This window comes from Bacillus sp. GbtcB10, assembly GCF_019091365.1.
Classification (GTDB): Bacteria; Bacillota; Bacilli; order Bacillales; family Bacillaceae; genus Bacillus; species Bacillus altitudinis.
This window is the reverse complement of the sequence record NZ_JAGXJP010000266.1, coordinates 1-254: the sequence shown is the minus strand read 5'-3', so window position 1 is coordinate 254 and position 254 is coordinate 1. Positions and strand designations below refer to the sequence as shown.

Genomic DNA, 254 nt, shown 5'->3' with positions numbered 1-254 from the left:
CTGATTTATACTGTACTGATGAAAATTGTCGTAAACAACTTAGTTTTGTGGATGAGTTCGAACGTAAATATAATGACAAAACAATAAAAGTAAGAGCATTTCTTCGCTTAGCTGGTAAAGAAAAACATATTGAAACTTGCCAATTCAACACTGCTGATCAAGTTAAAGTAATTGCAAGAAGTGCAGAAGACTTAATGACTAGCTTAGAAAATGGAAAGTATGAATTTAGACTACATGTTATTAAAAACGCTTTA

Annotated in this window: 1 pseudogene; it reads left to right on the top strand. The window is 30.7% G+C overall.

Annotated features, from left to right (window positions below):
• Window positions 1–254, top strand: a pseudogene (locus KVT11_RS20245) (hypothetical protein); the annotation flags it as partial.